23 protein-coding genes and 1 pseudogene are annotated in these 22,651 nt (G+C 35.0%); 16 read left to right on the top strand and 8 right to left on the bottom strand.

The genetic code is table 11. From position 1 onward, the window contains the following. Window positions 1–62 precede the first annotated feature (62 nt). Complete coding sequence (locus ACHZEU_RS01480; protein ID WP_279495109.1) at window positions 63–947, top strand: LysR family transcriptional regulator; 885 nt, start codon at window positions 63–65, stop codon at window positions 945–947. Window positions 948–1,050: 103 nt separating this feature from the next. Here the strand turns inward: ACHZEU_RS01480 and ACHZEU_RS01485 are convergent, their stop codons facing one another. Beyond that, window positions 1,051–1,950 carry a PhzF family phenazine biosynthesis protein gene (locus ACHZEU_RS01485; RefSeq protein ID WP_279495108.1) on the bottom strand — a complete coding sequence of 300 codons (900 nt, stop codon included), beginning with the start codon at window positions 1,948–1,950 and terminating at the stop codon, window positions 1,051–1,053. A gap of 124 nt (window positions 1,951–2,074) precedes the next feature. Between ACHZEU_RS01485 and ACHZEU_RS01490 the strand changes: the two genes are divergently transcribed. After that, complete coding sequence (locus ACHZEU_RS01490) at window positions 2,075–2,956, top strand: LysR family transcriptional regulator (RefSeq protein ID WP_066036697.1); 882 nt, start codon at window positions 2,075–2,077, stop codon at window positions 2,954–2,956. Window positions 2,957–3,079: 123 nt separating this feature from the next. On the opposite strand, the gene ACHZEU_RS01495 is transcribed toward ACHZEU_RS01490, so the two are convergent. Beyond that, window positions 3,080–3,991, bottom strand: coding sequence for a DNA-3-methyladenine glycosylase (locus ACHZEU_RS01495; RefSeq protein WP_279495105.1), 912 nt, complete (start codon window positions 3,989–3,991; stop codon window positions 3,080–3,082). 162 nt (window positions 3,992–4,153) lie between these two features. Here ACHZEU_RS01495 and ACHZEU_RS01500 point away from each other — a divergent pair, with 162 nt between their 5' ends. From ACHZEU_RS01500 to ACHZEU_RS01515, 4 genes and pseudogenes are all read left to right on the top strand, one after another. Continuing rightward, on the top strand, window positions 4,154–4,867 hold the full coding sequence (locus tag ACHZEU_RS01500) for a 2OG-Fe(II) oxygenase (RefSeq protein ID WP_066036699.1): 714 nt from the start codon (window positions 4,154–4,156) through the stop codon (window positions 4,865–4,867). Window positions 4,868–4,952: 85 nt separating this feature from the next. Beyond that, the gene (locus ACHZEU_RS01505) at window positions 4,953–5,573 is read left to right on the top strand and encodes a bifunctional transcriptional activator/DNA repair enzyme AdaA (protein WP_279495104.1); all 621 of its coding nucleotides are present in this window, start codon (window positions 4,953–4,955) and stop codon (window positions 5,571–5,573) included. Beyond that, window positions 5,557–6,090 carry a methylated-DNA--[protein]-cysteine S-methyltransferase gene (adaB, locus tag ACHZEU_RS01510; protein WP_054550483.1) on the top strand — a complete coding sequence of 178 codons (534 nt, stop codon included), beginning with the start codon at window positions 5,557–5,559 and terminating at the stop codon, window positions 6,088–6,090. The genes ACHZEU_RS01505 and adaB overlap by 17 nt, the downstream gene beginning before the upstream one ends. Before the next feature lie 30 nt (window positions 6,091–6,120). Then, a pseudogene (locus ACHZEU_RS01515) lies at window positions 6,121–6,940 on the top strand (SPL family radical SAM protein). Between the two features lie 87 nt (window positions 6,941–7,027). Here ACHZEU_RS01515 and ACHZEU_RS01520 read toward each other — a convergent pair. Continuing rightward, entirely contained in the window at window positions 7,028–7,177 is a 150-nt protein-coding gene (locus ACHZEU_RS01520; RefSeq protein ID WP_404803922.1) for a hypothetical protein, read from the bottom strand. A 455-nt stretch (window positions 7,178–7,632) separates the two neighbouring features. Here ACHZEU_RS01520 and ACHZEU_RS01525 point away from each other — a divergent pair, with 455 nt between their 5' ends. Together ACHZEU_RS01525 and ACHZEU_RS01530 are read left to right on the top strand one after the other, a co-directional pair. Further along, a complete protein-coding gene (locus ACHZEU_RS01525; RefSeq protein ID WP_404803923.1) occupies window positions 7,633–8,082 on the top strand; it encodes a GNAT family N-acetyltransferase in 450 nt (149 codons plus the stop codon). 225 nt (window positions 8,083–8,307) lie between these two features. Continuing rightward, on the top strand, window positions 8,308–10,464 hold the full coding sequence (locus tag ACHZEU_RS01530) for an ATP-dependent helicase (protein ID WP_404803924.1): 2,157 nt from the start codon (window positions 8,308–8,310) through the stop codon (window positions 10,462–10,464). 64 nt (window positions 10,465–10,528) lie between these two features. Here ACHZEU_RS01530 and ACHZEU_RS01535 read toward each other — a convergent pair whose 3' ends face one another. Then, window positions 10,529–11,398 carry a LysR family transcriptional regulator gene (locus tag ACHZEU_RS01535; protein ID WP_404803925.1) on the bottom strand — a complete coding sequence of 290 codons (870 nt, stop codon included), beginning with the start codon at window positions 11,396–11,398 and terminating at the stop codon, window positions 10,529–10,531. A 182-nt stretch (window positions 11,399–11,580) separates the two neighbouring features. Here ACHZEU_RS01535 and ACHZEU_RS01540 point away from each other — a divergent pair, with 182 nt between their 5' ends. Continuing rightward, window positions 11,581–12,474: a DMT family transporter gene (locus ACHZEU_RS01540; protein ID WP_404803926.1), complete on the top strand. Its 894-nt coding sequence runs from the start codon at window positions 11,581–11,583 to the stop codon at window positions 12,472–12,474. A 192-nt stretch (window positions 12,475–12,666) separates the two neighbouring features. Here the strand turns inward: ACHZEU_RS01540 and ACHZEU_RS01545 are convergent, their stop codons facing one another. After that, the gene (locus ACHZEU_RS01545; protein ID WP_404803927.1) at window positions 12,667–13,287 is read right to left on the bottom strand and encodes a class I SAM-dependent methyltransferase; all 621 of its coding nucleotides are present in this window, start codon (window positions 13,285–13,287) and stop codon (window positions 12,667–12,669) included. A gap of 497 nt (window positions 13,288–13,784) precedes the next feature. Here ACHZEU_RS01545 and ACHZEU_RS01550 point away from each other — a divergent pair, with 497 nt between their 5' ends. After that, window positions 13,785–14,105, top strand: coding sequence for a helix-turn-helix transcriptional regulator (locus ACHZEU_RS01550; RefSeq protein ID WP_259419460.1), 321 nt, complete (start codon window positions 13,785–13,787; stop codon window positions 14,103–14,105). A gap of 548 nt (window positions 14,106–14,653) precedes the next feature. Here ACHZEU_RS01550 and ACHZEU_RS01555 read toward each other — a convergent pair. Then, on the bottom strand, window positions 14,654–14,929 hold the full coding sequence (locus tag ACHZEU_RS01555; protein WP_048395961.1) for a YqhV family protein: 276 nt from the start codon (window positions 14,927–14,929) through the stop codon (window positions 14,654–14,656). 372 nt (window positions 14,930–15,301) lie between these two features. On the opposite strand from ACHZEU_RS01555, the gene ACHZEU_RS01560 reads away from it, so the two are divergent. The 6 genes from ACHZEU_RS01560 (at window position 15,302) to ACHZEU_RS01585 (ending at window position 20,159) form a co-directional block, all read left to right on the top strand. After that, a complete protein-coding gene (locus ACHZEU_RS01560) occupies window positions 15,302–16,012 on the top strand; it encodes a cytochrome c biogenesis CcdA family protein (RefSeq protein ID WP_279495095.1) in 711 nt (236 codons plus the stop codon). Window positions 16,013–16,050: 38 nt separating this feature from the next. Further along, window positions 16,051–16,584 carry a thiol-disulfide oxidoreductase ResA gene (resA, locus tag ACHZEU_RS01565; RefSeq protein WP_279495093.1) on the top strand — a complete coding sequence of 178 codons (534 nt, stop codon included), beginning with the start codon at window positions 16,051–16,053 and terminating at the stop codon, window positions 16,582–16,584. A 31-nt stretch (window positions 16,585–16,615) separates the two neighbouring features. After that, window positions 16,616–16,798, top strand: coding sequence for a DUF1541 domain-containing protein (locus ACHZEU_RS01570; protein WP_066036708.1), 183 nt, complete (start codon window positions 16,616–16,618; stop codon window positions 16,796–16,798). A 232-nt stretch (window positions 16,799–17,030) separates the two neighbouring features. Next, a complete protein-coding gene (locus ACHZEU_RS01575) occupies window positions 17,031–17,909 on the top strand; it encodes a C39 family peptidase (RefSeq protein ID WP_054550203.1) in 879 nt (292 codons plus the stop codon). A gap of 50 nt (window positions 17,910–17,959) precedes the next feature. Next, window positions 17,960–18,499: a TVP38/TMEM64 family protein gene (locus tag ACHZEU_RS01580; protein WP_115673635.1), complete on the top strand. Its 540-nt coding sequence runs from the start codon at window positions 17,960–17,962 to the stop codon at window positions 18,497–18,499. 124 nt (window positions 18,500–18,623) lie between these two features. Further along, entirely contained in the window at window positions 18,624–20,159 is a 1,536-nt protein-coding gene (locus ACHZEU_RS01585; RefSeq protein WP_279495091.1) for a multicopper oxidase family protein, read from the top strand. Window positions 20,160–20,388: 229 nt separating this feature from the next. Here ACHZEU_RS01585 and ACHZEU_RS01590 read toward each other — a convergent pair whose 3' ends face one another. Together ACHZEU_RS01590 and ACHZEU_RS01595 are read right to left on the bottom strand one after the other, a co-directional pair. After that, window positions 20,389–20,718, bottom strand: a complete 330-nt coding sequence (locus tag ACHZEU_RS01590) for a hypothetical protein (RefSeq protein WP_103118173.1) — start codon at window positions 20,716–20,718, stop codon at window positions 20,389–20,391. 174 nt (window positions 20,719–20,892) lie between these two features. After that, window positions 20,893–22,320 carry a serine hydrolase domain-containing protein gene (locus ACHZEU_RS01595; RefSeq protein WP_404803928.1) on the bottom strand — a complete coding sequence of 476 codons (1,428 nt, stop codon included), beginning with the start codon at window positions 22,318–22,320 and terminating at the stop codon, window positions 20,893–20,895. Window positions 22,321–22,651 lie beyond the last annotated feature (331 nt).

Raw genomic sequence — 22,651 nt, forward strand, 5'->3', positions numbered from 1 at the left:
AACAAATATATAATTATTGCTTATTCATAAATATTATTTATGGATAGAAAGGTTGGAATGGAATGAATTTACATGCATTGAGGATCTTTACGAATGTAGCCAAGCTTGGGGGAATTACTGCAGCGGCGAATAGTATGCTACTAAGTCAACCTGCTGTTACCATACAAATTCGAAAATTAGAGAATGAAATAGGGGCAAAATTGATTGAAGGTAAAGGGCGTGGAATTCAATTAACGCCCGAGGGGAAGTTTTTATACGAGCAAGGCATGCGTTTATTTTACTTAGAAGCACAAATCGATGAGAAGCTTGGTAAGTTTTTAGCAAAGGAAGACAAAATACATATTGCGTCCTCTTACATCCCTATTAATTATATACTTCCGCCTATCATAGCTAAATACAAGCTTGCGCATCCTCAAATTGAATTTTTTGTATCGTTAGGCAATGTTCAATCTGTGGAGGAGCAAGTTCTGAATTATGAAGTAGATTTTGGCTTTGTCGTTCAAAGTAAATTTGGTCATGAAGATTTACAATTTGAAAAGGTATTGGATATCCCGTTTTGGTTTATAGTCCATCCTTCACATCCTCTAGCAAATCAAACTGTCTCCATCTATGAATTATCGAACGAGGACTTTATTTATCGGGAACGTGGTAGCTCGACACTCGATTTATTGGAGTCCATTTTTTACACATTTAATGCGCCATTACCTAAATTAGGGCTTCAAATGCAGGGCTTACACGAATCCATAAAAGTAGTGGAAGCGGGGTACGGCATGACTTTAGCTCCGTCCTATAGTGTAGATGAAAGTATAGCAAACGGGAAACTTGCTCAAGTGTATGTTGAGCAGGCAGCTATTCAGCAAAGTTTATTTATTTGCTCTCGAAAAACCGATCTCATGGAGCAACCATTTTTGCAATACTTAAAAACGCATTTAAATGCATTAAACTAACCACTTTATTTGCCATAAATAAGACTTCTATAAATTTAAGTGAAGAATTTAGAGAAGTCTATTTTATTATGATAATTAACACAGAAAATTCAGAAAAATATTTTTATAAAAGTATTTTTCCCTCTATTGAAACAACTGCTGCTCCTGCTACTTCAATAACAGCATTCTCCCCATCAGGTGTGATCGTGACATAAAGAGTCCCAGGTCTATTAATCGTATGTCCTTGCCCAATTACTAATTGATGTTTTTCTTGTTGAGCTAGTATATTTTCTAGATATAAATAACCGCCTAATGCACCGTTTGCTGCCCCTGTAACTGGATCTTCATCGATCCCTATATTTGGGCAAAAATCTCTTGTATAAATATCAAATTCCCCATTTGTGTCAAAGGTAAAGAGGTGAGTGGTTGATATGTTAAAATGATTGTTCATCTTTTTAAGCTCATTTAATTTAGGTTCTGCTTGATCAATTGCTTGACGTGTTTTAACTGGAACCATAAGATGTGGGACCCCTGTGTTCGCTATTTTTATCGGGTATCGATCATCAATGTCCGTTTCCTCTAAACCCACAAGGTCCGCAACGACTTCAGGGCTAATGTCTATACTTTTTACATGGGGACGTACTTGAGTCATGGACACGCTCTTTAAGTGATTGTTTTCCGTAATCCATTTTACAGGAATTAGTCCAATGTTTGATTCAAAGATTATTTTCTCGTCCTTATCAATCCAATTGTACTTACTAGCCATTAACCATGCTGTACCTAACGTAGCGTGACCGCAAAAGTCAACTTCTTTTGTAGGAGTAAAATATTTTATTTGATAATCTGCATTGTCATTTGTTGATGGTAAAAGAAAGGCCGTTTCCGACAGGTTTAATTCATTGGCTATGTTTAGCATTTCCTCATCTGTTAAATTTTCAGCATGAGGTATGACGCCAGCTGGATTTCCTCCAAACGTTTCTATGGTGAATGCATCCACATAAAAAAACTCTACCACTTTTTTCATTGCTATCTCCTCCTTCATTCTAAGATTATTGTAGTATGATAGAATTGATAAGTAAAATTCATGTTTTTAATCTTAAACATGAGGAAGTCGAATGGAAAGTTAAATCTTATACGGAGGTTAACTTGTGAACCTTTTGCAAATAGAAATATTCGTCAAAGTAGTCGATATTGGGAATTTCACAAAAGCAGGAGAAATATTGGCGATGACACAATCGGGCATAAGCCATAATATCGCTTCATTAGAGTCAGAACTCGGTATTAAACTTTTGAATAGAGGAAGAAACGGTATCTCATTAACAGATAGTGGAGAACGTATCATCAACAATATGAGAAATATCTTATCAGAAGCAGAAAGCATTAAACAAGAAGCGGCATCTATTTTAGGAATACAAAACGGAAAAATAAATATTGGCAGCTTTTCAAGTTTCGCTTCAAAAGTGTTGCCAACGATCATATCACGGTTTAAAGGAGAGTTTAAGGGAATTGAAATAAATTTTTATGAGGGGAGCTATGACCAAATTACACGTTGGGTAGAAGAGGGGAAAGTGGATATAGGTTTTACATCTTTAAGTAACCCTATGGATCATTTTGAGGCTACCACCATAGTAAGAGATAGATTAGTAGCAATCGTACCGATTCATCATCATCTTGCCATAAATGAACAAGTAAAAGCGGAAGAACTTCAAGGGGAGGCTTTTATTATGCCTCAGCTAGGATGTGAAGTGAGTGTTAAGAAGTTTTTACAGGAACAAGAGGTATCCCCAAACATAGAGTTTAATGTGGAAGAAAATCAAACAATCATTGCAATGGTACGTGAAGGATTAGGCATTACAATCATACCAGAACTAGCTTTACCCTATAATTTAGCTGGTACCATTGTAAAACCTCTCTTACCCGAACCTTTCCGAGAAATAAGCATCATTACTCGCTCAAAGAAGCAACCCCTTCCCGCTGTCAAAGAGTTTATAAAAACAACCATGGATTGTATTAAAGAATTACAGCTATAAGAATTCTGTGTCCATTGCGATTGTTCATCATCATTGTGCTTTTGTAGAAGCATAAAACATACCTACGTAAGAGCATGTTTTGGTTCATTTTTTCAAAACATGCTCAAATCAAGGTGATGATATTTAGTAAAGAACACGCCATAAATAGAAGGTAGCGTAGGATTCCCAGTTTTTCCATGGTATCGAGAGCGCTAAAATTTCCTCTTTCGTAGGCTTTTGGTTCATATTACGTAATGTTTTTATTGAATTAATCAGACCTACATCATCGATTGGAAAAGCCGTCTGAAACCCTAGGCAGCGCATTAGCACGTAATTGGCTGTCCAAGGTCCGATTCCTCGTATTTTGATTAAGCTTTTTTCTGCCTCTTTAAAATTCATTTTCATTAATTGTTCCTTCGATAATTCTCCGCATGCCATTAATCTTGCAATGCCAATGATATATTCACTTTTTTTAACCGTCATTTTAATAGCTGCTAGGTCAGTAGGTTCTAACTGTGCAATTCGTTCGTATGGAGGGAATACCCAATACTTTTTACCATTCCATTCGATAGAATCGCCAAAGCTTTCTACAAATTGTCTCTTTAAAGAGTAGGCAAAGGCAAGGTTGATTTGTTGCCCTAAAACGCCCCAGCATAACGCTTCAAATAAATCGGGAATGCCGATAACTCGTAATCCATAGAATTTTTGGGCAGGTGTTTTAAGTAATGGATCTGTATTTGCCATTTCATAAAATGGCGTTAAATCGTTATCAAGATCAAACCATTCAATTATATATGTTGCAATTTTTTCCCGCTCCCTCTTTTCAATAGGCCTAGAACCATTTAGGAATTGAACAACCATTTGTTGATTATCGATTACGCTTATCTGTACTAAAGACTGCATTTCTCCAATGGCTATCACTTTTGTGATGATATTGTTCTCTATTTCATACAGGCATTCATTTTTTTCTCTTGTTAAATAGCCTAGATTTGCATTCATATCAAAATTTGCTGGTAAGGTAATGATCATCACATCGTCAACGTCATGCCATATCACTTTTTCATTCTCCTTTTCAACATACACAGTTTGTTAGTTTACTTTATCATAAAAGTAGCTTTACTCATTTTGTTATCTTGCTATTCCATTCTAAACGCCTTATTTTTTTCTATTGATGAGGTTATAGTGTTAGTTATTAAGAAGGCTAAGGAGGGAATAAAAATGGTCCAAGATATTCAAACACGTGTTGGCGGCTTGGAGTGGGATTCCATTCAACATGAACTAGATAAGCAAGGATTTGCAAAGCTTCCAGTAATTTTAACAAAAGAGGAATGTGAATTTTTAATAGGGTTGTATGGTAAGGAAGAGCCATACAGAACGACCATTAATATGACGAGGTATCGCTTTGGGGAGGGGGAATACAAATATTTTTCCTATCCATTGCCTGAAATCATCCAAAGTTTAAGAGAGTCCTTTTATCAAGAATTGGCCAAAACAGCTAATCGATGGTTAGGTTATTTAAAGAAAACAGCGCAGTTTCCAGCTCAGCTTCAAGATTTTTTGAACACTTGTAAAGAATATGAACAAACTAGACCGACACCGTTACTCTTAAAGTATGAAACAGGTGGCTTTAATTGTTTGCATCAAGATTTATATGGCGATGTGTTTTTCCCGTTTCAAGTAGTATTTGTATTAAATCAACGCGAACAAGACTTTTTTGGTGGAGAATCACTCCTAGTGGAACAAATTCCACGTGCTCAGAGTAGGGGACATGTCATTACGTTAGATCAAGGCAGTGCGCTCATCTTTCCTACAAACCATAGACCTGTTCTAGGGAAAAGGGGATATTATAAACATACGGTTCGTCATGGAGTAAGTACGATTACTGCTGGAGAACGATACGGTCTTGGCATCATTTTTCACGATTCTAAATAAAAAAACTTCAATATCTTGCTATTCCATATCTAGAATTGTACATTGTGAATTTTTAGGGAGTATATTGTAAGGAGAGGTGAGATAAATGCTGGATCCTATGAATGATGAAAATGATATTTTGAATAATGTAGAAATGATGACAGATGAAAAATGGCAAGCCATTATCACGAATGATACAGCGTACAACAATCAATTTTTCTATGCTGTCAAGTCAACAGGGATATTCTGTAAACCATCCTGTAAGTCTCGCGTTCCGAAAAAAGAGAATGTATGTATTTTTGCAACCGCAGAACAAGCACTCCACGCAAAATTTCGCCCTTGTAAACGTTGCAAGCCTACTAATGAAAACTTGCCTGATAGCGAGTGGGTTGATATTATCACAGCATACATTGATCAAAATTTCGCTGAAAAATTAACGCTCGAATCATTAGCAATGATTTGTCATGGGAGCCCCTATCATATGCATCGAACATTTAAAAAGATTAAAGGCTTGACGCCCATTGAGTATATACAACAAGTTCGCGTACACGCGGCTAAAAAGTATTTGATTGAGACGAATAAAGCAATAGGCGATATTGCCCTATGTGTGGGTATGGCGAATGCACCCTATTTTATTACTTTATTTAAAAAGAAAACAGGTGAGACCCCAGCGCAATTTCGTCAAATGAGAAAAATGGAGGAAATGAATGATGGAAATAAAAAATAAACCAACCCTTTTTTGGTCTTTACTCAAGTTTGAGGATTGGCATTTTTATATTGCTGCTACCTCCAAGGGCCTTGTGTTTGTTGGTTCACAGAACAAACCAATCGAGGAAATGTTTGAATGGGCGAAGAAACGCTTTCCAGGAAGTCCTTTTGTTGAAGATGAGGAAAAGCTTGAACCCTATGTCAATGAAATCATTCAGTATTTAGCAGGAAAGAGGCAAACCTTTACTATCCCATTTGAGTACGTAGGTACGCCATTTCAGCTAGCAGTCTGGCAAGCACTTTGTGAAATTCCGTATGGGCAGACGAAATCCTATTCAGACATTGCCCATGCTATCAATAAACCAGCAGCTGTTCGTGCTGTTGGAGCGGCTATTGGGGCTAATCCAGTGTTACTTACTGTACCGTGCCATCGTGTAACAGGAAAGAATGGCTCTTTAACAGGCTATCGGGGCGGATTAGCAATGAAGAAATTGCTCTTGGAACTTGAAAAGCGAGGTTCATCTAGCAATGCGTAATACCTGCTTTACATGGAATGGAGGTTTCGTATGAAAAGCGAATTATTCTATAAGCATCCAAAAACCATTTTGAATAAAGGAACTGGCTTTCTTTCTGGCTATACGCATTCGCTCAATCCTTATACAGGCTGTTCATTTGGATGTTCTTATTGCTATGTACGTCAAATGCCTGTATCTCTTTTTCGAGAAGGGGAATGGGGTAGTTGGGTCGATGTTAAAAACGGTGCGGCGAAAGTATTAAAAAAGGAGCTTCATCGTGCTAAAGCCAAAGGGCCTGTAACCATTTTTATGTCCTCAAGTACAGACCCGTATCAGCCAATAGAGCATAAGGAAAAAGTGACGCGATCTTTACTAGAAGTTATGCTAGAGGATCCCCCCTGATTTCTTATTTGTACAGACGAGAAGTCCACTTGTCAGTCGAGATATTGATTTGCTGCGACAATTTAAAGAAAAAGTGCGGGTAAGTATGACAATGGAGACAGATTCGGAAACGATACGTAAACATTTTACGCCAATGGCACCTCCAATCCAAGCGCGTTTTAAGACATTGGAAAAATTAGCAGCTGCGGACATTCCGACCCAAGTTGCTATCGCTCCCATTTTACCAAGTGGGGAATATTTTCCTTTGAAATTGAAGCAACTCGTCGATCGGATATGTATAGATGACTACTTCATGGGAGATGGCAGTGGTGGAAAACGCACAAGAAAACTTGAGATTGAGAAAAAATATGACCAACTTGGTTTAGAAGAATGGTATGGACCAGATGTAATAAAAAAAGTATACAACCGATTTATTGAAATCTTTCCAGAAAATCATGTTTATATAAGTCAGGCTGGGTTTGAGCCGTAAAATGCTGTAATAGATGGATTATAAAAATAGCCCCAATAMCCATCTTTACTGAAGTGAGTATTAGGGTTTCTTCACATGATAGTATGATTAACGTTTGTTTTCATTTTGAATTTGACTGAWATCTACTTCTTCAGCAATCTCTTCTCTGTTTTTACGCTCATTGTTAGCATTTTGATTTTGATTCTGCTGTTTTTTGTTGTCTTGCGTTTTATTATTTTTATGTTTATTATTTCCCATTTTCATCTCACCTCCACCATTAGTGTGAGTGGAAGATGTTTTTTTATCCGTAGAACTTACATTTAATTCTTCAAGTAATGTGCTTTACTTTATTAAGGAGTATAGTATGAATGAAAATTATCCAAATTTAAATCTACGGTTCAAACTATGGTAGGAAGTAATTGATAATGATAGCAGGTGGTTTATAAAAGGGCTATCACGCTGTTTGAATTACGACATTGACAAGACGAGAAAATAATTATTATAGTCGATTAAAAATTGAAGCATACAGGAATGTCTTATATTTTTCCAGAAGATGTGAGGAAATACAAACTACATAGGTTTAGTCTTGAATGTAAAATATTTGATTTAAAGTATATTGCATTGCTAAAGTCGTATGCAATCAGGATTTAGGAATCCAACCAAGTATTTTTCATAAGATCTATTTTTTACATTATGCTTAAGGAGGCATCGTAGTGAACCAACACAAAATAATTATTACGCAATAYACCCCCCAATAYGCCGAACAAACAGTTACTATGTGGCGAGATAGTAAGGAGCAGGCGATTGGTCAAAAAGAAATTCATACCTTTGAAAGTCATGTATATTTCTTAAATCATCTATTAGCTGMGCAGTTTCACATCGATTTAGCGTTAATGGATGAAAAAGTAGTTGGCATGATTGCCTATAACGAAGAAGAAATAAGCCAACTATATATTCATATTGACTATCAAGGGATGGGCATAGGTCATACATTACTAGATAAAGTAAAAGCACAATCAAAAGGGCGATTAACTTTATACACATTTGAGGTTAATGAAAATGCCCAACGATTTTATGAAAAACATGGATTTAAAATCATAGGGAGAGGACATGAAAATGAAGAAAATTTAGCTGATATTCAATATGAATGGATAGCCAAATAAAAAATTTCACTAACGAGCTACTAAAAAGCGTTGTACATTTTGTATATACGCTTTTTTGTTTTTGATAAGATCTAAAAATGATGAAGAGGCAAACAATTTCCTTAACAGAGCTAAGATCACTCGAATGAGTAGTAGTCGAGCTTAGTTGCTTTAATGCTCTTAAGAAGTTAATCAGTATCATCTGGTATAATAGAAAATAGATTTTTTTAGAACGGAGTAATTGATATGAATGGAGCGCAAAAAGCATTTTTTGAAGAAAAGGAGCGTTCACTTGGCGTTTATCTAAATGATGTGCAGAAGCAGGCCGTATTGCAGACGAATGGACCGCTGCTACTATTGGYATCTCCTGGTTCAGGAAAAACGAMGACGATTATTATGCGTATTGGCTATATGATCGAGGCGCTTGGTGTCAAGCCTGCTCGCATAAAGGCKKTTAYGTTTAGTAAGGCATMAGCAAATGATATGAAGGCACGTTTTGCAAAGTTTTTTCCGCATTTGCCACCAGTTGATTTCTCGACGATTCATAGTTTAGCATTTCAAGTTGTGCGGCAGACACTTGAACGTCAGGGCATTTCGTACGGGATTATCGAAGAAGCGGACGGGCCTGGTGTAATGTCAAAAAAACGAGTGCTTCGTGAGATTTTTGAACAATTAAATGGCTCCAAAATTACGGAAGATCAGTTAGACGAGCTACTGACGTACATAACGTTCATCAAAAATAAAATGCTGCCAGAACAGGAATGGGCAATTGCAGAAGTAAAGGTGCCAAGAAAAGTCGAGMTTTTACAGCATTATGAGGAATATAAGCGCACAGCTAGTGACCGATTGCTCATTGATTTTGACGATATGCTGTTAATGGCGAATGATATTTTTACGAAAAATCGAGAGGTGTTGGCGCAATTTCAACGTCGATACGATTTTTATTTAACGGATGAAAGTCAGGATACATCGCCTGTTCAACATGCGATCATCGAGAAGCTTGTCGCTGTCCATCAAAATTTATGCGTCGTTGCCGATGAGGATCAGGCCATTTATAGCTGGCGCGGTGCAGAGCCAGATTATTTGTTGAATTTCCAAAAGATTTATCCAGAGGCACGTGTTTTACTAATGACACAAAATTATCGTTCATCTGCCTCGATTGTAGAGCCAGCCAATCTTTTCATTCAGCGAAATAAAAAACGATATAACAAACAAATGTTTACGCAAAATCCTGCAGCAGAGCCAATCTCGTTTAAAATCCTAGAGAATTACAGCTTACAGGCCAAATATGTAGTGAATCAGTTAAAAAGCTTGTCTAAGCGTGGCTCAACGGCTGTTTTATATCGAAATWRTACGTCAGCCATTCCTCTTATGGACGCATTAGACAGAGCGGGCTTGCCTTTCTATATGAAAGATTCCACCATTCGCTTTTTTACGCATTGGGTTGTGGAGGATATAATGAACTTCATGCGTCTAGCGTACAATACAAAAAATATCTCGATATTTGAAAAAGTTTACAGAAAAATGAATGCTTATATTACACCAACGCAATTAAAGGCACTGCAGAAAGTACCGGAGGATGGCTGTGTATTCTCACTATTACTAGAGCATGTGGAATTAAAGGATTATCAGCCTGAATATATTAAGCGAATTCGCCAAACGTATGATAGCATTCAATTTGATCAAACAACACCAACAGCCATGCTAGAGCATATCCGTTATGACTTTGGTTATGAGCGTGCCTTAAAGAAAATGAGCGAGGACCTCGGTTTTAATTATGAAAATTTACTAGATATTGTGGATGTACTTGGACTGATTGCTCGCCATACGTCGACGATGACTGAATTTGCGGGTCGTTTGAAGTACCTTGAAAATTTAGCACGTACATCTCATCTGAAAAATGAAATGAATGCCATTACATTAACAACCTTACACAGTTCAAAGGGCTTGGAATTTGACCGTGTGTATTTGATTGACTTAATTGATGGGATTTTACCTACTGAGACGGAAGAAGCAATAGAGGAAGAAACAAGACTCTTTTATGTCGGTATCACACGTGCAATTCGCCATTTGGAATTAATTTCGTACAGCAAGCGCTTTAAAGCAAGTGTGGTGCCATCAATATTTATGAAGGCGTTAAAGCAAATCGTTTCACCTCAGGAATTACCAAAGAAAGCGTCGAAAAGTCCGAGGAAAGCATTAAAGCAATACCGTAATGACAGGACAATTACAACGGAGTCAGCGTTAATCGTTGGCTCAAAGGTGAAGCATGTGATGTTTGGAGAGGGAAAAATTTTGGAGGTCACAAGTAGCACGATCAAATTGTCATTTGATGCAGGGATAAAGCAGTTTATGACGGATACATGTTTACAGCAAGGCTATTTAGAAGCGGTGGAAGATTAATGCAGCGTATTCGAGATTTTTTCGAATACGCTTTTTATAGTGTGCAAAATAATAGCTAAACTTCTTATTTTCTCTTTCTATAGGATAAATATTCTATAAATCTCTTTGCTGCAAGTGACAGCGATTTTTGCTCTCTCATCGCAATCCCAATAGTTCGAAAAGCAGGGATCTCAAGCTCTTTCGCGATAATTTGGTACGGAATGCGTTCKAAAWTCAGTTCAGGTAATATACTGATTCCCAACCCGTTTTCCACCATTGACATAATGGCATAGTCGTCCCATGTTGTAAAAGAAATGTGCGGCGAGATATTGTGCTTCTCAAAAATTTCGGAGATTTCAGCTTTTGCGCCTTTTTCTAAAAGCATGAATGGACTGGTCAATAGTTCACTTATAGGAAATTTATCGCAATCAGCAAGAGGATGATTCTGATGAATGACTACCAACAATCGGTCTTGCTCTACAAAGATTGTTTCCATTTTAGCTTTTGTTGGTAGTCGCAAAAATCCAAAGTCGACCCTACCTTCGATAATCCAGCTTTCGATTTCGGTGTAATCTCCTAAGRGTAAYTCKAMWTCAATCCCTGGATAATCCTGCTTAAAGAATTTGATSATATAAGGTAGCYAAHGTGTTGMTACAYTAGAAAATGTACCAATTCGGATGATTCCTGATTGGATATCATGTAAGTCTTCGATCTGCATCATTAACATTTCATGCTCATTACATATACGTTGTAATTGGGGCAGTAACTTTAAGCCATCGGATGTTAAACTGATTCCAGCACGACCTCGTTCAAAAAGGGAAATTCTCCATTCTGATTCTAAATCGTTGATCATACGGCTGATACCAGACTGTGTATAGTTTAATGCATCGGCAGCACTTGTAAAGCTCCCATATTCTACTGCTTTGACAAAGGCCATATATTTTTGGATATTCATTGCGCTATCCCCCTTGCATGCTATTTAGTTATGTGTAGCATGACAAACATKCAAWTYTGTAAYASABATAAGTATGCTATGCTATTCCCATTACAAAAGCAAGTTGAAAGGGAGTGGAAGGAAAGGACGGAAAAAACACCTAATAGTTCCTATTAAAATGCGGTAGGTTAGGGGAGTAGACCATGAAATCTAAATTTCAATTTATCGTATCAATGATTATTTTTGGCACAATCGGTTTAGTTGTACGTTACATTGATTTAGCGGCGAGTGAAAGAGCTTTACTAAGTAGTTTACTAGGGTGCTTATTTTTATTCTTCATCTTCTCCATAATGAAGAAAAAAATATCCTGGAATTTAGTGAAATCGAATGCTTTATTTTTGTTTCTCTCAGGCGTTGCATTGGGAGGAAACTGGATTTTTCTCTATCAATCCTACGACCACACATCACTTGCCAATGCCACACTAGGATATTACTTTGCACCAGTATTTGTAATGATTCTTTCACCTGTTGTACTTAGGGAACAATTATCCATAAAGAAAATAATATGCATTGTCATAGCAATTATCGGTATGATAATGATTGTAGGAGAAGGGGTGAGTGCAACGGAATCAGATGATTTCCTTGGACTTACCTTTGGATTGATGGCAGCTGCGTTTTATGCGGCATTGTTACTTTTAAACAAATTTATTAAAGAGATGGACAAGCTAGAGATGACCATTATTCAACTTGGAACAACTGCATTATTACTGCTGCCGTATGTTTTTTTGACAGAAGGCTTTGGGATTTTTGGATTATCAAGCGCATSTATTCCTTTTATTTTAMTTTTAGRTATCGTTAATACAGGGATTGGMTTTTGGTTATTTTTCTCGGGAATGGAAAAATTGAAAGGGCAGAGTATTGCGATGCTAAGTTATGTCGATCCTTTTGTAGCAATATTGATTTCTGCAATGATATTGCAAGAACAAATGACCCTAGTGCAAATTATCGGAGGGGTATTTTTATTAGGTTCTACATTTGTTAGCGAAATTCGATTTTTTAACTTTTCAAAACAACTCATGAAAAAACAAATAGAGTAACAATTTATCACGGGAGACTTAAATCGATACATGGTATTTAACATTTATAGGGTTGTTCAATTACTAAGACAACAATCAGCCAATTCAAGTTGGCTAATTGTTGTTTTTTAAACTCTTGATAAGATGCTTGAGCTTCTTGATGAGTTTCTCCAAAACGTTAACTGCTAGTTCAGCTATGCCCTTAATGATTAGCTAAGAGAGTTTAAGAACTTCAATATATCTATACATACCCTTTAACATAACAGATTCATCTCTTATAATTCTGAGCCTTTGATCATTTTGTTTAAACAACTCCTCAAAACTTCTACCAATATCTGTTCCTAACATACTTATAAATGGCCTTACCAATTTTTTTGWTAGCGTTAGTTTTTGATTTTTAGGAGCAAATTTATCAAAGATAAGAATTCTACCATCCTTCTTTAAAACTCTTATCATCTCTTCAAAGCATTTATTTTCATTAGGAACCACAGAAAGTATTAAACTAGCTACAATATAGTCAAATGATTCATCTGCAAAAGACATTTTTTGAGCATCCATTTCTAAAAAATTGATAGAAGAGTGCTCGAATTTATGTTGAGCTTTCGCTAGCATATCAGGAGAATAATCAATGGCAGTTATATCATAATCAACATAGTTGATTAATTCTAAATCAGCCCMAGTACCAATTCCTACATAGAGGATTTTTTGTTTACGCTGAAAAGGCACTTCTTGMAAAATMCTCWTTCTAGTCTTTAAAAAAGTACCTGTATTAAAAAATTTATCGTAAAAGGAAGAGCCAATTTTATAGATAATTTTGTTCCACGTATTATTCAATGCTACATCCAGCCTTTCTACAGAGCGTATGAACTTCTAAAATCCTGTGTCCCCTCCGAAAATAGGAGTGACCCACGCAATAATCTTTGTCATCATGTCAAAATATAATAAAATCCCATTAAAATCAATAATCAYAAATGYTTTTTTTKKAMRAAASGYAATTTRAGAMAGCTTAAGAAAGGAAMTTGAWAAAACCAGTACATTAATAAGTATGTATAATAAGCCTTTATCAGGGTYTGTTAGCMCTAAAGCCATTATTACAAGTGTCCAGCCAGTTGCGAAACCTGTCCCAAATTTAATCTAATATTCCTTTTCAGACAGTAAAAAATCTAACTTGAGGATGCCTACGTTTATTAGCTGAAGAGAGACCCATATTTTTTAAAATTTTGACAGACATATTAGGTAGTGCTAGTATGTTTGACACACATATTAGTGATATCGAATATGATCATATCAAAACATATTAGCTAAGTCTAATATGTATTGGAGGAGATTTTGTGACAGAAAAAAATATTGACTTAAAAATTAAACTAATTCATGGATTTTCAAACAAGGTAAGACTTCAAATTTTAGAGTGTATCAAAGAGAAAGAGAAGACAGTATCTCAAATCGTCGAGGAATTAAAGGGGAATCAGTCTAATATCTCTCAACACTTAGCCTGTTTAAAAGGGTGTGGCATTATTGTTGGTCGTAATGAAGGAAAATATTGCTACTATAGTTTGAGAAATGAGCGTATTCGCGAACTTCTTGGAATGTTTGATACGGTTTTAGAAGATGTTCATTCTGATGTTGCGTGCTGTGCAAACCACGTAGATTAAATATATATATAAATAAAAGCAGATTCCATAATATATAGGGAAGGATGCAGGAGATTTGAAATTATGAGGAAATAGGTGTTCCGTAACTATATGAATGAGCTAGTACAGAAAAAATCAAAGATAGAGGAACATCTTTACTAATACGGTTAGTGGTCGTAAAGGTTTGATTAAAGTTAGCCCAAAGTAGAAAACTACCTGATCTGAATAGAAATTATAAAAGGGTTACTGAGATAATGTAACCCTTATTGAGGGAGGTCGTGACGGTCAACCAACGCCACCACCGTATAAKTGCKKGCRAYWCACTCAANATAAATWYSTGCAAAWAAAGGCTAATTATACATAAAAAAAAGCAGCGTCGTCACACGCTACAGTAAGTTAATGAACATGTTAGGTGATTCATAAAAGAGTTTAACAAAGATTATGAATGGAACCATGCTATAAAGATACAGAAGATAACTTGGATCCAAAAGGTTGTGAAGATTATTTTTTCGTCAAACTCAAATTCTGACACTTGTATGTTTTTGCTGAATTTTAGTAATCTTTTATTTTTACTTAATATGTGAGCTAATAATAATAAGTGTTATACCCGTAAATAAGCAAACGATTCTTGTCACAGGTATTTTATCTGCTAGTCCAAATAATGCAATTGCTGTCGTTACGATTAATACTGTTGGACCAACCAAAGCAAGCATTGTATTAATATAAAATGCTTTTTCTAGATTATTTAACTTTAGCATCAACAATCCAGCACTTACTTCAATACTCCCAGACAATACACGTAAAATAACCATAGCAAGAACCGACTTTTCAATAATTGTCATCATCCTATCTTTATAGAAAATTTAATATAATTCCATCATGAATAGAATAATAGATTTTTGTTTTAATGAAATATTAAAATCAATATATGTATGATTCGTATCTAATATTCTTGTTAGATTATGCTTTAATCCTTAGACTAGGAATATAATTAAAGATTTTTCCAATGTTTAGAATTAGCATAATAAATGAGCTGTGTTTCTAAAGTTGAAACACGGCTCATTTTTTATTTTTAATCCCTATTTAGATTAATGAAAAATTAGAAAGCTATCAAAAAAATTCTAATTCTTATATCACGCTGCATATGCATATATTCTCCATATTTATAGTCTATACTTTATTTTCAAATGGACTATAGAAAGGTTGAGTGAGCGTATTTGTTAGAGCATTTAAATTTACTTCTTGCATTTGGTGCTGGATTATTATCATTTGTATCACCTTGTTCATTACCATTGTATCCAGCTTTTCTATCTTATGTAACAGGAATATCCTTTAATGAACTAAAAGAAGAAAAAGGGATTTTGAGGCGAAAATCTCTGATACATACCCTGCTTTTTTTACTTGGTTTTTCTATTATTTTTATGGCACTAGGTTTTTCAACTTCTTTTATCGGACAGATTTTTATTCAGTATAAAGAGTTCCTAAGACAAATTGGAGCAATTATCATGGTCTTTTTTGGATTAGTTATTCTAGGTTTTTTTAAAATCGATATTTTACAATCTGAAAAAAAGATTCATTTTAAAAAAAGGCCCAAAGGATATTTTGGTTCGGTACTTATTGGTATGGGTTTTGCAGCTGGATGGACACCTTGTACTGGACCAATTCTTGCAGGAGTAATAGCTTTAGGCGTGTCTGATCCTGGGAAGGGCATGTTGTACATGCTATTTTATGTGCTAGGTTTCTCTATACCTTTCCTAATAATGTCTTTATTTATCGGAAAAATGAAGTTTCTTCAAAGAAAAAATGGACTGTTTATGAAAATAGGTGGTGCAATAATGATTGTGATGGGGGTTTTATTATACTTTGATATGATGACTAAAATTATTGCGTTTTTAACACCGATTTTTGGAGGATTTACTGGTTTCTAGTTTTACATATATAAGAAAGGAAGGAGCCTAACTTCATTATGGATAAAAAAAAGAGAAGATTTCTTATGCGTTCAATTATATTAATTATATTATTTGGGGCAATATTCTTCACAGTCTATTCAACTTTAACGCAAGATAAAAATGAAGTATTAAAAATAGGGGACGATGCTCCAAATTTTACTCTAGTTGATATGCATGGTGAGAAACATAATTTGGAAGAATACAAAGGACAAGGCGTCTTTTTAAACTTTTGGGGTACTTGGTGCAAACCTTGCGAAAGAGAATTTCCAATTATAGATAGATATTATAATGATTATAAAGAAAAGGGTATACAGGTATTAGCTATAAATATAGCAGAATCCGACTTCGTGGTTCAAAATTATATTGACCGAAAAGGTCTAACTTTTCCGGTTTTAATAGATAAAAATAAAAGTGTAATGGAAGCATATAATATCAATCCATTACCAACGACTATGCTTATTAATTCTGAGGGGAAAATAGAAAAAATAATCACTGGAGAAATGAAAGAACAAGATATAAAGAATTATATGGAACTAATTCTACCAGACTAAATAATGATTCTTAATCTCACTAAAGTCAATTTTGGGTAATTCAAAAATTGTTACATTGCATGTGCAGCGAAGACAAAATGAAGGAGATGAAAGAGGAATTAATTCTGCAGAGGAAACAACTGTGTATATGGTTGACTACACTTCTACTCCTGGTGTAAAAGTAACAATTCATAAATGGCTAACGGAAAGTGATGATCTACTCCGTAAAAATTAAATACTCAGAGATGTTCGACGAGTCAAGTCAATTTTGACAAATGGAACATCTTTTTTTTATGAAGAAATTCTAAAAATCCATTTTAATTTTAATCCATAATTATTCGTTATATCCATTTTGAATCATGTAATAATAACGGGAGGAGGTATGGGGCATTAGAAAGTGGGGAATTATTTTCACTTTAGGATTATTAGCAGTTATTTTAGAGGGTTGTACAAATGAAAATACAAACTTGAATACCATAACAGTGTTAACCGTTGAATTTTTTAGTGGAGATCCACTTAATGATCTATATGTGGTGTTACTTAATGAAGAAGGGAAAGAAATAGATTCAACAATTAGTTTGAATAAAGGTGAGGCTCAATTTAATAATTTGCAACCGAATGAAACCTATACAGTAAAAGTAGGGAATCCAAACAATTTTACAACAGGAATGTATTTAACAGAGAAAAAATTTACGTATACGTCATCTACACAATCCATATTAGTGCAAACATATGCAGTAAATCATAATAAAGGATTTGGAGTTCCTGTAATTCTACAAAATCCTGAATTACCAAATGGGTGTGAAATAACTACTCTTACAGCAGTACTTAATTACTATGGTGCAGAAACATCTAAATTAGAAATGGATCAAAATTATTTACCTAAACAATCGTTTGAATACAAAATGAAAAAAAAGTATGGGCCAAATCCTAATCAAGCATATGGCGGCGAGCCAAGCAATCTAGAAACGGGTACATATGTTTTTGCAGAACCAATTGTCAAAGCAGCTAATAATTTTATCACCGAGAGAAAGTTAGATTTACATGCAAAAAATAGTAGTGGAAGTACAATAAAAGAAATAACAAATTATATTAGACAGGGAATACCAGTTATTATATGGGTAACATTGGACCTCTCACCACCAAAGGTTAAAGGGGGATGGATTATGGAAGAAGCAGGTGAGTACCATCAAATGTATCAAAATTTACATACAATGGTACTATTATCTGTGGGAAATACGACTGTGGAAGTAATGGATCCACGTAAGGGATTGATAACATTGGATAAGGGAGCATTTTTTAATAGCTATGAAGCATTAGGCGAACAGGCAGTTGTTGTTTATTAACAATAGTTCATTATATGCAAGTAATAGGTTAAAAAAGATAGCGTTTAATCATGGAAGAAAAATTACTTCAATTACTTGAACAATCTGGATTATTTGCAATTTTGGTTAGTTTAATGATAAATACTTTGGTTAGTATTATAGGTATACTACCAAGTGTTTTTGTTACAGCTACTAACCTTGTGTTTTTTGGCGTATTCAACGGTTTGTTGATTTCTATTATCGGTGAATCACTTGGTGCAGTTATTAGCTTTATTTTATATAGAAAAGGAATCAATAAATGGAAAAGACCGTTCGTATTACACCCTAAACTTTTAAAATTAAAGGAGTTGGAAGGGTCTGATGCATTTTGGATAATTGTCAGTTTAAGGATTTTACCTTTTATGTCATCAGGTCTTGTGACTTTTACTAGTGCATTTTCTAAGGTGTCTTTAGGCACATTTGCGCTTGCTAGTACGATTGGAAAAATACCAGCCTTAATCTTTGAAGCAGGAGCCGTATATGGTTTTATGCAAGTAAATTTAATAGGGAAAATTGTAATAAGTATCTTATTAATGTCAATTATCATTTTGATTTGGAAAGTTAAGAAGTAAAAAAGTCATATCAAAGTTTTCTTAGATAGAGTGGTTAATACTTGTCTTATTTAATTACAAATCCATAATTTCTCCATACTTCTTTGTTATAGTGCCTATGTAAAGAATAAAAGGAGGAAACATAATGAAATCTAAACTTTTGATTGCTTCATTATTGGTAGGCGCTATTATAATGGGGGGATGTAGTGCGGGTAATTCGGAATCTAATAATAATTCAAATATGGACCATTCTACTATGTCTAGTATGGACCATTCCAATATGAGTGATGAAGAAATGAAAAACATGGAGGGTATGGATAATAAAGATAATAGCATGGAAAATGGTCATGCGAGTCATAACAATCCATTAGCATTAAATAATTCAACTGGGGAAAATGAGCTTGCGCTTCCACCTATTATTGAACCTAAAAATGGAATTGTTGATATTACTGCTCAACAAGGAACGACAGAAATCCTTAAGGGAACTAAAACAGAGACATATGGATATAATGGTTCTTTTTTAGGGCCAGTCATTCGTATTCATAAAGATCAAACGGTAACGTTTAGAACTAAAAATGCTTTATCTGAACCAACAACATTTCACTGGCATGGATTAGAAATTCCCGGAAATGGTGATGGCGGTCCACATCAAGTCTTAGAGCCAGGTGTAACAGAAGATGTGAATTTTACAGTTAATCAAGGAGCATCTACGCTGTGGTTCCATCCACATCCAGAAGGTGCTACAGCAGAGCAAGTATATAAAGGTTTAGCTGGCTTAATTTATATTGATGATGAAAATTCGCAAAAAATCAATTTACCGAATGAGTATGGTGTGAATGATTTTCCGTTAGTATTCCAAGATAGACAATTTACTGAAGAAAAGCAATTAAATTATCAAGCAGTCCTTAATGAGGATGGTACAATAGGAGATACTTTGTTAATTAATGGTACTGTGAATCCTAAACTTACTGTCGGTAAAGAAAAAATAAGACTTCGATTATTAAACGGTTCTAATGCTCGTAATTATACGTTTAAATTGAATAATGGAGCTACATTCCAACAAATTGCTACTGATGGAGGTTTCTTAAATCAACCAACTGATATGAAAGAAATTACCTTAACACCAGGTGAGCGAGCAGAGGTAATAGTGGATTTTTCAAAGATGGATGACAAAACTGATATAGCATTAATAAATGAAGAAGGAATTACCCTTTTACCATTTAAAATTGAACAAAAAGCTGCAAGTACAAGTAACATTGCACAAAAATTAAATGATTTTGGTGTTACGGAAGAGGAAAAAACCTTACCAGTTACAAAGAAACTTGAACTTTTTGGTATGGGCACAATGGTTTCAATCAATGGTTCACAGTTTGATATGAATCGCATTGATTTCACTCAAAAACAGGGAGATACTGAAATTTGGGAAATTTATAATAAACCTGATATGATGGGTGGCATGACACATCCTTTCCACATACATGGCACTCAATTTAAAATCGTGTCGATTGATGGGAAAGAACCTCCTTTAAATTTAAAAGGGTGGAAGGATACGGTTTCAGTTGAAGCTGGTCAAACAGTTAAATTAGCAGTGAAGTTCAATAATAAGGGCATTTACATGTTCCATTGCCATGTCCTTGAACATGAAGAAAATGGGATGATGGGTCAAGTTGAAGTAAAATAAAATAGTTTAAAAACCTCCATATATTTGGAGGTTTTTTAGATGTCATTCAAGAGTGGATTTTAAACGACTTAAAACACCAGATAAAGCCATTTCGAGCCATTTAAATGCTTTCTGTTGCTTTAAAGACTTCTAGGATACGACCTTTTTGTAACTTAACAATTAAATAAGCTACCATTAGTCTGAAAACTAATAGTAGCTAATTGTACAACTTCAAGCATCTGTCATATTTTTATTCTTTAATCAATTGCTTAAGCTGATTGTATTTTTCAACCATTTCATTTAGATTCTGAGTTCGAGTATCCTTTTCTCTTAGAGTAAGATAATCATGTGCACTTACAACTACTTCATTAATGAATTCATTTTCTTCACAAACTCCTTTTAACCGACTTTTCATACTATTTTTTGAAGAAAAAACCACTAAATTATTTCGTTTATTTATAATTTTTTCTAAGGTCCATTCAATGTTATTCTTAGATAAATTAGTTTCTGATATTAGGATTAAAAAGAGTTTTTCCAGTTGATCCTGTCCAATAAAGTGGGTGGTGATTTTGTAAAACACGTACCATACTACTTCTTTGTAAAAGGACCGTATTTCCATTCCCAATGCTTACAGTAGCAGACTTAAATTTGCAGTTGCAGTTTCAATTTCTGCTGCAGTAGCAGGTTTATTAAGCATACCGATAATTTTATATTTTATTACTTAACATTATGATTATCTTGGGAGCGAGGTATTTTATCGGTGAGTGTATACAAACCATGTAATGCTGGCTGTTAATAATGCTGACGAAATCAACGCTGTAAGAATACTATATGTTTGCCAAATAAGTATCGTTGACCAATCGATAGCATAGCACAGTATACCAAGGACAATCGTAGCCATCAGGAAAATAACTGTTATGATTATCCTCTTTTTTGTCATTGGCTGTCTCTTATTCATTWTYTWTTTTCGTAATCCTAAGAGAAATAGCAGAACAGCCAATAGGCAAAGAATAATAGTGATAGACGACAAAATGATATCCAAAAGCTGTGTGCCACTTATTTCATATGACTGAGTTAGATTACCGTCTAATATATCTTTAACTTTTAGTACCAAGTTTATATTGGTATTTGCGCCGTTGCTCAGCAAGCAGACGGCTGTTCTGTCATTTAGCAGTATGGCTACTTCGGTTCGGAAATTTGGATTGCCCCCAGTATGTTCGATAATTGTTTGGTCGGCGTTTACCGACCAGCCTGCCGCATAATACATATCGTTGACAGCCGAGACAGACATATCACCCCTATGTGATTTTTCGATAACCGTGTGAAATATTTCGGGTATGTCCTGCACAATACCCATCTGTATGCCCATCCAACGTGCCATATCTTTTGTATTAGAAATGATGTAGCCTGCGGGTTTGTTCCCAGCATAATCCGGAGCTTTAAATGGAGTTGTCATAAAAAAGGAAGAACGGTAGCCTTGTGCCAACTGTCCAGTGGCTTGAGCATCTTCTTTATAAACATACGTCTGGTGAAGACCTAACGGCTGAAATACTTGTTCCTTCATAAAGTCTTCATAGCTTTGTTGCGACACAATCTCAATAACCAATCCCAATACGTCATAATTAACGGTTCCATAGTTATACTGTTCACCAGGAGGGAACGCCAATTCAGCATCTACGAGCATTTCCACAGTCTTTTGCAACATATCCGGTGTATTGCCTTGTGGAATATTTTGAGTATGCCTAATATTTGTTAGACCACTGGTATGGTGAAGAAAGTTATTTAGTGTAAGGCTTTGCGTATCAACAGGTTTTCCTTGATACTTTAACGTAAACCAAGGTAAATATTTTTGCACAGGGTCCGTCATTGAGAGCAGCCCTTGCTCTTCCAACAGCATAATACCCATACCAGTAAAAGCTTTACTGACAGAAGCTAACTCATAGAGTGTATTTTCACTTGCAGTCAACCCCTTTTCACGGTCAGCATACCCTGAAGAAAAGTAGAACACTTCATCATCGACAATTATTGAGATTGAAATTCCTGGAACACCTGATATTCGAGAGGCATCATCTAGCAACGCTTGTATTGCCGCAGATTTCGAATCTGACAGTGCATAACTTTGTGTTGTGGATCCTAAGAATAATATAAATATCATTAATACAACAACAATAATCTTTTTCATAAACACTCCTTTTTGAAAAATTATAAGAGAATAATATAAATAACATACTTTTACAACTATTAAACTAAATTATAACTTATCTTTCTATTCACCTTTATAATAWKAAGTAATATGTGAAGAGTTACCTTTAACGAACAGATACGTTAGTTCAATAAGTAAAACGATCTTCAACAAAAGGGTGCATTCTGTAATAAGGATCAGCGCTTGTTTGCATTAAAGGGCCAGATTGTGGAATAAAAGTTGTAAAACAAACAAGAAATCTATTACCATGAGGGAGGCTTTGCTGATAAGACTTTTAAATCTACTAGATGACGAGAACTCGAATAAGAGT

It is taken from the genome of Lysinibacillus sp. S1 (assembly GCF_044986265.1).
Classification (GTDB): Bacteria; Bacillota; Bacilli; order Bacillales_A; family Planococcaceae; genus Lysinibacillus; species Lysinibacillus capsici.

Bases quoted from the DNA above. Each gene is read 5' to 3' on its own strand.
- ACHZEU_RS01585 (WP_279495091.1), top strand. From the start codon at position 18,624: ATGAAATCTAAACTTTTGATTGCTTCATTATTGGTAGGCGCTATTATA.
- resA (WP_279495093.1), top strand. From the start codon at position 16,051: ATGGATAAAAAAAAGAGAAGATTTCTTATGCGTTCAATTATATTAATT.
- ACHZEU_RS01555 (WP_048395961.1), bottom strand. From the start codon at position 14,929: ATGATGACAATTATTGAAAAGTCGGTTCTTGCTATGGTTATTTTACGT.
- ACHZEU_RS01500 (WP_066036699.1), top strand. From the start codon at position 4,154: ATGGTCCAAGATATTCAAACACGTGTTGGCGGCTTGGAGTGGGATTCC.
- ACHZEU_RS01485 (WP_279495108.1), bottom strand. From the start codon at position 1,950: ATGAAAAAAGTGGTAGAGTTTTTTTATGTGGATGCATTCACCATAGAA.
- ACHZEU_RS01480 (WP_279495109.1), top strand. From the start codon at position 63: ATGAATTTACATGCATTGAGGATCTTTACGAATGTAGCCAAGCTTGGG.
- adaB (WP_054550483.1), top strand. From the start codon at position 5,557: ATGGAAATAAAAAATAAACCAACCCTTTTTTGGTCTTTACTCAAGTTT.
- ACHZEU_RS01505 (WP_279495104.1), top strand. From the start codon at position 4,953: ATGCTGGATCCTATGAATGATGAAAATGATATTTTGAATAATGTAGAA.
- ACHZEU_RS01580 (WP_115673635.1), top strand. From the start codon at position 17,960: ATGGAAGAAAAATTACTTCAATTACTTGAACAATCTGGATTATTTGCA.